Source organism: Mycobacterium sp. (genome assembly GCF_035697385.1).
Lineage (GTDB): Bacteria > Actinomycetota > Actinomycetes > Mycobacteriales > Mycobacteriaceae > Mycobacterium.
Window position 1 is genome coordinate 1 of the sequence record NZ_DASSCY010000162.1, and the last position, 5,740, is coordinate 5,740.

Consider the following 5,740-nt stretch of genomic DNA (forward strand, 5'->3'; position numbering starts at 1 on the left):
AAGGAAAGCATAAAAAATGGCACGTTATACCGGCCCCGTTACCCGCAAGTCGCGTCGTCTGCGCGTCGACCTTGTCGGAGGCGACCAGGCGTTTGAGCGTCGTCCGTACCCGCCCGGCCAGCATGGCCGCGCGCGGATCAAGGAGAGCGAATACCGCACCCAGCTGCAGGAGAAGCAGAAGGCCCGCTTCACCTACGGCGTCATGGAGAAGCAGTTCCGCCGGTACTACGAAGAGGCCAACCGGCACGCCGGCAAGACCGGTGAGAACCTGCTGCAGATCCTGGAGAGCCGGCTGGACAACGTCGTGTACCGCGCCGGGCTTGCCCGCACGCGTCGCATGGCACGCCAGCTGGTCAGCCACGGACACTTCACCGTCAACGGTGTCAAGGTCGACATCCCGAGCTACCGGGTGTCGCAATACGACATCATCGACGTCAAGGACAAGTCGCTGAACACGCTGCCGTTCGAGGTGGCGCGGGAGACCGCGGGCGACCGCCCGATCCCGGCCTGGCTGCAGGTTGTCGGCGAGCGTCAGCGCATCCTGGTCCACCAGCTGCCCGAGCGTGCACAGATCGACGTGCCGTTGACCGAGCAGCTGATCGTCGAGTTCTACTCGAAGTAAGTAGTACCCCCGGGCCGTCAAAATGGCGGTCCGGGACACCTAACGGCATCAAATAGCGGGTGCCGAGGAGGAGAAGAAACACCATGCTGATTTCTCAGCGACCCACACTGGCCGAAGAGGTCAAGTCCGAGAATCGGTCCCAGTTCGTCATCGAGCCGCTGGAGCCGGGATTCGGTTACACCCTTGGCAATTCGCTTCGGCGCACGCTGCTGTCGTCCATTCCGGGCGCGGCGGTCACCAGCATTCGCATCGACGGTGTGCTGCACGAGTTCACCACCGTCCCTGGCGTCAAGGAAGATGTCACCGACATCATCTTGAACCTCAAGGGTCTGGTCGTGTCGTCCGAGGAGGACGAGCCGGTCACCATGTACCTGCGCAAGCAGGGGCCCGGCGCGGTCACCGCCGGTGACATCGTCCCGCCCGCCGGTGTGACGGTGCACAACCCGGACATGCATATCGCCACACTGAACGACAAGGGCAAGCTCGAGGTCGAGTTGGTCGTCGAGCGCGGCCGTGGCTACGTGCCCGCGGTGCAGAACAAGGCATCGGGCGCCGAAATCGGCCGCATCCCAGTCGATTCCATCTACTCGCCGGTGCTCAAGGTCACCTACAAGGTGGAGGCAACCCGCGTCGAGCAGCGCACCGACTTCGACAAGCTGATCCTCGACGTCGAGACCAAGAGCTCGATCACCGCTCGTGACGCGCTGGCGTCGGCGGGCAAGACGCTGGTCGAGTTGTTCGGTCTCGCACGGGAACTCAACGTCGAGGCCGAGGGCATCGAGATCGGCCCGTCGCCGGCCGAGGCCGACCACATCGCCTCGTTCGCGCTGCCGATCGACGATCTGGACCTCACGGTGCGGTCGTACAACTGCCTCAAGCGCGAGGGTGTGCACACGGTGGGCGAGCTCGTCGCCCGCACGGAGTCTGATCTGCTGGACATCCGCAACTTCGGCCAGAAGTCCATCGACGAGGTGAAGATCAAGCTGCACCAGCTCGGTCTGTCGCTCAAGGACAGCCCGGCGACGTTTGATCCGTCCGAGGTCGCCGGCTACGACGTCGCCACCGGCACCTGGAACAGCGACGCCGGTTACGACCTGGACGACACCCAGGACTACGCCGAAACCGAACAGCTCTAAGAAGTCCGTCCCGGTCCTACCTGATACGGGGACCGGCCCCAATTAGGAGATAGTCGCAATGCCCAAGCCCACCAAGGGTCCTCGCCTCGGCGGGTCGTCCTCGCACCAGAAGGCGCTGTTGGCCAACCTGGCCACGTCGCTGTTCGAGCACGGCCGGATCAAGACCACCGAGCCCAAGGCGCGGGCGTTGCGGCCCTATGCGGAGAAGCTCATCACCCACGCCAAGAAGGGCACGCTGCACAACCGGCGTGAGGTGATGAAGAAGATCCGCGACAAGGACGTGGTGCACACGCTGTTCGCCGAGATCGGTCCGTTCTTCTCCGACCGCAACGGCGGCTACACCCGCATCATCAAGGTGGAGGCACGCAAGGGCGACAACGCCCCGATGGCCGTCATCGAGCTGGTGCGGGAGAAGACGGTGACCGACGAGGCCAACCGTGCTCGCCGGAGCCGCTCCGGCGGCGACGTCGGGTCCGGCGCGGCTGCTTCCAAGAAGGCCGCACCTGTGGCGGCCGCCGCGGCACCGCAGGCAGCCGTTGAGCCGGAGGCGACAGTCGGTCCGGAGGAATCGGTCGAGGACGTCAAGGCCGAAGACGCCGCCATCGAGGAGGCGCAAGCAGCTGAGGCCGAGGCTGAAGTGGCCGAGACTGAGGCCGATGAGAAGGCTGACTCCGACAAGGATGACGACAAGTCCTAGTGACGCTGTGAACGAGCCCGCCATCGACTCCGGTGGCGGGTTTGTTCGTCTTCGGCTCGATATCGCCTACGACGGAACCGACTTCGCCGGCTGGGCCGCGCAGACCGGACAGCGCACCGTCGCAGGCGTTCTCGACGACGCGCTGTCCACAGTGTTCCGCTGCCCTGTGCAACTGCGCGCGGCCGGGCGTACCGACGCCGGTGTGCACGCGACGGGTCAGGTGACGCATGTCGACGTGCCTGCCGACGCGCTCGTCAACGTATATCCGCGCACGACGCATGCGGGTCCGGAGTTCCTGCCATTGGTGCGACGACTCGCGCGGTTCCTGCCTGCTGATGTGCGGGTGCTCGACATCGACCGCGCCCCAGCGGGTTTCGACGCCCGGTTCTCGGCATTGCGCCGCCATTACGTGTATCGGTTGTCGACGGCACCGTACGGGGTGGAGCCGCAGCAGGCAAGGTACGTGACCCCGTGGCCGCGACCGTTGGACGTCGACGCGATGTCCGCCGCATCGCGGGACATGTTGGGGCTGCGCGACTTTGCCGCGTTCTGTAGGCACCGCGAAGGCGCGACCACCATCCGGGATTTACAGCGGCTGGATTGGACACGCGACGGCGACACTGTCACCGCCTACGTCACCGCCGACGCGTTTTGTTGGTCGATGGTGCGATCCCTCGTCGGTGCCCTGCTGGCCGTGGGGGAGCATCGTCGCGAACCCGGTTGGTGCGCTGCACTGTTGACGTCAACGCGGCGCTCCAGCGATTTCGCGGCGGCACCACCACAGGGGCTGACGCTCGTCGGCGTGGACTATCCGCCCGACGATGAACTCGAGGCGCGCACGAAGGTCACCAGGGACCTGCGAGTCATCGATTAAATGCGGCCCGCGACGAAGTCGGCCGCCTGATTCGCCATGCCCCCATCGATGTACGCCCTGGCGAGGTGGGCGGGCCAGTTGTCTTCCCAGGTGTTCGGATCGGCCGGGTTGCAGATGGGGTCTGCGCCGTGGCACAACTCGATGGTCCTGTCGCTGTAGAGCGGGTTGAAGTTCGTGATCGGACCCACCCAGGCGGCGCCGTTGCCAAACAAGGCGACTGCGGCGATATGTCTGTCGGCGCCCGGTGGCAGTGGGCTGTCGAATCCGAAGAAGCCGAACGGCACCGCCAGCACGACGTCGGTGACCGCCGCGCCGAGCGAATAGCCCCCCAGCACCAACCGCGTATCCGGGCATGTGTTCATCATGTGCTGAATGTGCCCGCTCATATCGTTGGCGCCTACATCGACGTCGCTGTCAGCGGCATAACGCACCGCGTAGACGCCGATGTCCTTGTTCGCCTTCGAGCGCAGCGAGTTGATGAACGCGTTGCCGAGCACCCCGACACCCGGTGACTCCACACGGCCGCGCGCGAACACCACCTCGACGGCGGGGCAGGCCGCCGACGCGGACGGGACAACATGGGTGGCGCCGGGCAAAGCCATCGGCGCCATCAACCCGGCCACGGCAAGGAGAACGGTCGTGGCGATCAACAAGCCTCGACGGCCCCAACGGCGTTGCTCAAGATCAGTTTTCACCCCGCCGATAGTAACCGAATCTATCGACGCAGACGTAGATAATTTGCTCAACAGCGAATCCGGCTGCTGCGCAACTAAACCCTTGCGGCCACGAAGCTGGCCGCTTGGCTGATGAAGGCAGAGGATTCGTAATGCGTATGGGCGAACGGATTGCGCCCGTCCGAGCAGATCGGATCGCCGTCGCTGCAGAAGTCGAGCGCCCTGCCTGCGAACGACCCCGATGCCGTCAGCGAGTTCCCGAACTTGGTCGCAGGGTTGCCGAATACGACCACTGCGGCAATGTTGCCGGCGGAACTTGCAGGCAGTGGGGGCGCGGATCCGATGTTTCCGACCTTGTTGCCCAGCGGTGGCACCCCGGCGAGCATGTCGACCACGGCGGCACCTTGGGAATACCCGCCGAGCACAATGCGGGTTCCCGGGCACTGCGCCGCCATGGAGGCGATGTGAGCGGTCGCGTCGGCGGCCCCGTCGGCGGTGGTCAGGAAGTCGTAACCCGCGGGATAGTTCACGCCGTAGGTGCCAAGGCTGCGGCCCCCGAGCGCGGGCGCCAGCTGATCGGCGAGGGCTTGGCCAACGCGGCCGATGCCGACGGGTTCGCTAGTGCCGCGGGCGAATACGATCTCCACGTCGGGGCATGGCTGTGCGGATGAGACGGCCGGTGTGATGACAGCAAAGCCGACGGCCATCAGGGCAGCCGAACATGCCAGGATCAGGCGGCGAACCGGTTGAAAAGTCACAAGAAACGATAACACCTAGTCAGGCTAAACTAATCTCGCCACGAAACTTGCCGCCTGATTCGCGAGCCCAGCGCTCACATAATCGCTATGAGCGAACGGGTTGCGGCCGTCGGAGCAGATCGGGTCGCCGTCCTTGCACAGGTCGATGGCCCGGCCGGCAAACAGGTGATTCGCCGAGGTGATGGGGTTGCCGAATTTCGTCGCCGGATTGCCGAACGCCGCGACAGCCGCCACGTTGGGGGACAGGCCCGGGGGCAGGGGTGCGCCCAGGTTTCCGATCCTGTTGCCCAGTGGCGGTATGCCCATCAGCATGTCCATCACGGCCGCGCCTTGGGAGTATCCGCCCAGCACGATGCGGGTGGTCGGACAGGTCTTGACGAAGTTCGCGACGTAGGCCGACGCGTCGTTCGCGCCGTCGTAGGCCATGCCGAAGTCGTACGACGCGGGATAGTTCACCCCGTATGTCGTCAGGGTGCGGTTCCCGATCTGGCCCCGCAGCGCATCGACGAAGGCCTGGCCGACACGGCCGATGCCAGGGGGCTCGCCTGTGCCCCGCGCGAATACGACGTGGACGCCCGGGCACGCCGGCTGGGCTGCTGCGGGCGGGGCGGCAACGACGGCCATCGTCGCTGCTGCGAACGTCAGCGTTGCTGAGAGGGCGACCAGAGCCGCGTTGGCGGTCAACCGGACCGTCGCATGGACAGCTGGAACTGCGCGCATGCGGCTAATACTCACATATTGACGCCGATGTCTTGGAACTCATCGGCCAGTTGCGTGGTCGCTGGATCAGCCCGCCGGGCCCGGCGAGCTCGTCGTTGCTGTGTGCGACGCACAGCTGAGCTGACCGCCTACCGGCAAATCGTCGACGTCCGTCGGCAACGCGTCCGCCACCTTCTCGCTGCGGTCGCCTTGACGAGCCAGCGCCAGCCCGACGAGGACCACAGCGCCGCCGATGGCCTGAATGGGCGTCATCGCTTCA

7 protein-coding genes and 1 pseudogene are annotated in these 5,740 nt (G+C 65.5%); 4 read left to right on the plus strand and 4 right to left on the minus strand.

Annotation, left to right across the window (positions count from 1 at the left end):
• Nucleotides 1-16 precede the first annotated feature (16 nt).
• The 4 genes from rpsD (at nt 17) to truA (ending at nt 3,329) form a co-directional block, all read left to right on the plus strand.
• A complete protein-coding gene (gene rpsD / locus VFH65_RS13515; RefSeq protein WP_353322194.1) occupies nt 17-622 on the plus strand; it encodes a 30S ribosomal protein S4 in 606 nt (201 codons plus the stop codon).
• An 83-nt stretch (nt 623-705) separates the two neighbouring features.
• The gene (locus VFH65_RS13520) at nt 706-1,758 is read left to right on the plus strand and encodes a DNA-directed RNA polymerase subunit alpha (protein ID WP_353322196.1); all 1,053 of its coding nucleotides are present in this window, start codon (nt 706-708) and stop codon (nt 1,756-1,758) included.
• A gap of 58 nt (nt 1,759-1,816) precedes the next feature.
• On the plus strand, nt 1,817-2,455 hold the full coding sequence (rplQ, locus tag VFH65_RS13525; protein ID WP_353322198.1) for a 50S ribosomal protein L17: 639 nt from the start codon (nt 1,817-1,819) through the stop codon (nt 2,453-2,455).
• Nucleotides 2,456-2,462: 7 nt separating this feature from the next.
• On the plus strand, nt 2,463-3,329 hold the full coding sequence (gene truA, locus VFH65_RS13530) for a tRNA pseudouridine(38-40) synthase TruA (protein WP_353322199.1): 867 nt from the start codon (nt 2,463-2,465) through the stop codon (nt 3,327-3,329).
• On the opposite strand, the gene VFH65_RS13535 is transcribed toward truA, so the two are convergent.
• The 4 genes and pseudogenes from VFH65_RS13535 to VFH65_RS13550 form a co-directional block, all read right to left on the minus strand.
• Nucleotides 3,326-3,940, minus strand: coding sequence for a cutinase family protein (locus VFH65_RS13535; protein ID WP_353322201.1), 615 nt, complete (start codon nt 3,938-3,940; stop codon nt 3,326-3,328). The genes truA and VFH65_RS13535 overlap by 4 nt on opposite strands.
• Before the next feature lie 158 nt (nt 3,941-4,098).
• Complete coding sequence (locus VFH65_RS13540; protein ID WP_353322202.1) at nt 4,099-4,710, minus strand: cutinase family protein; 612 nt, start codon at nt 4,708-4,710, stop codon at nt 4,099-4,101.
• 75 nt (nt 4,711-4,785) lie between these two features.
• A complete protein-coding gene (locus VFH65_RS13545) occupies nt 4,786-5,481 on the minus strand; it encodes a cutinase family protein (protein WP_353322200.1) in 696 nt (231 codons plus the stop codon).
• 66 nt (nt 5,482-5,547) lie between these two features.
• Nucleotides 5,548-5,740 (minus strand): annotated as a pseudogene (locus tag VFH65_RS13550) (hypothetical protein); the annotation flags it as partial.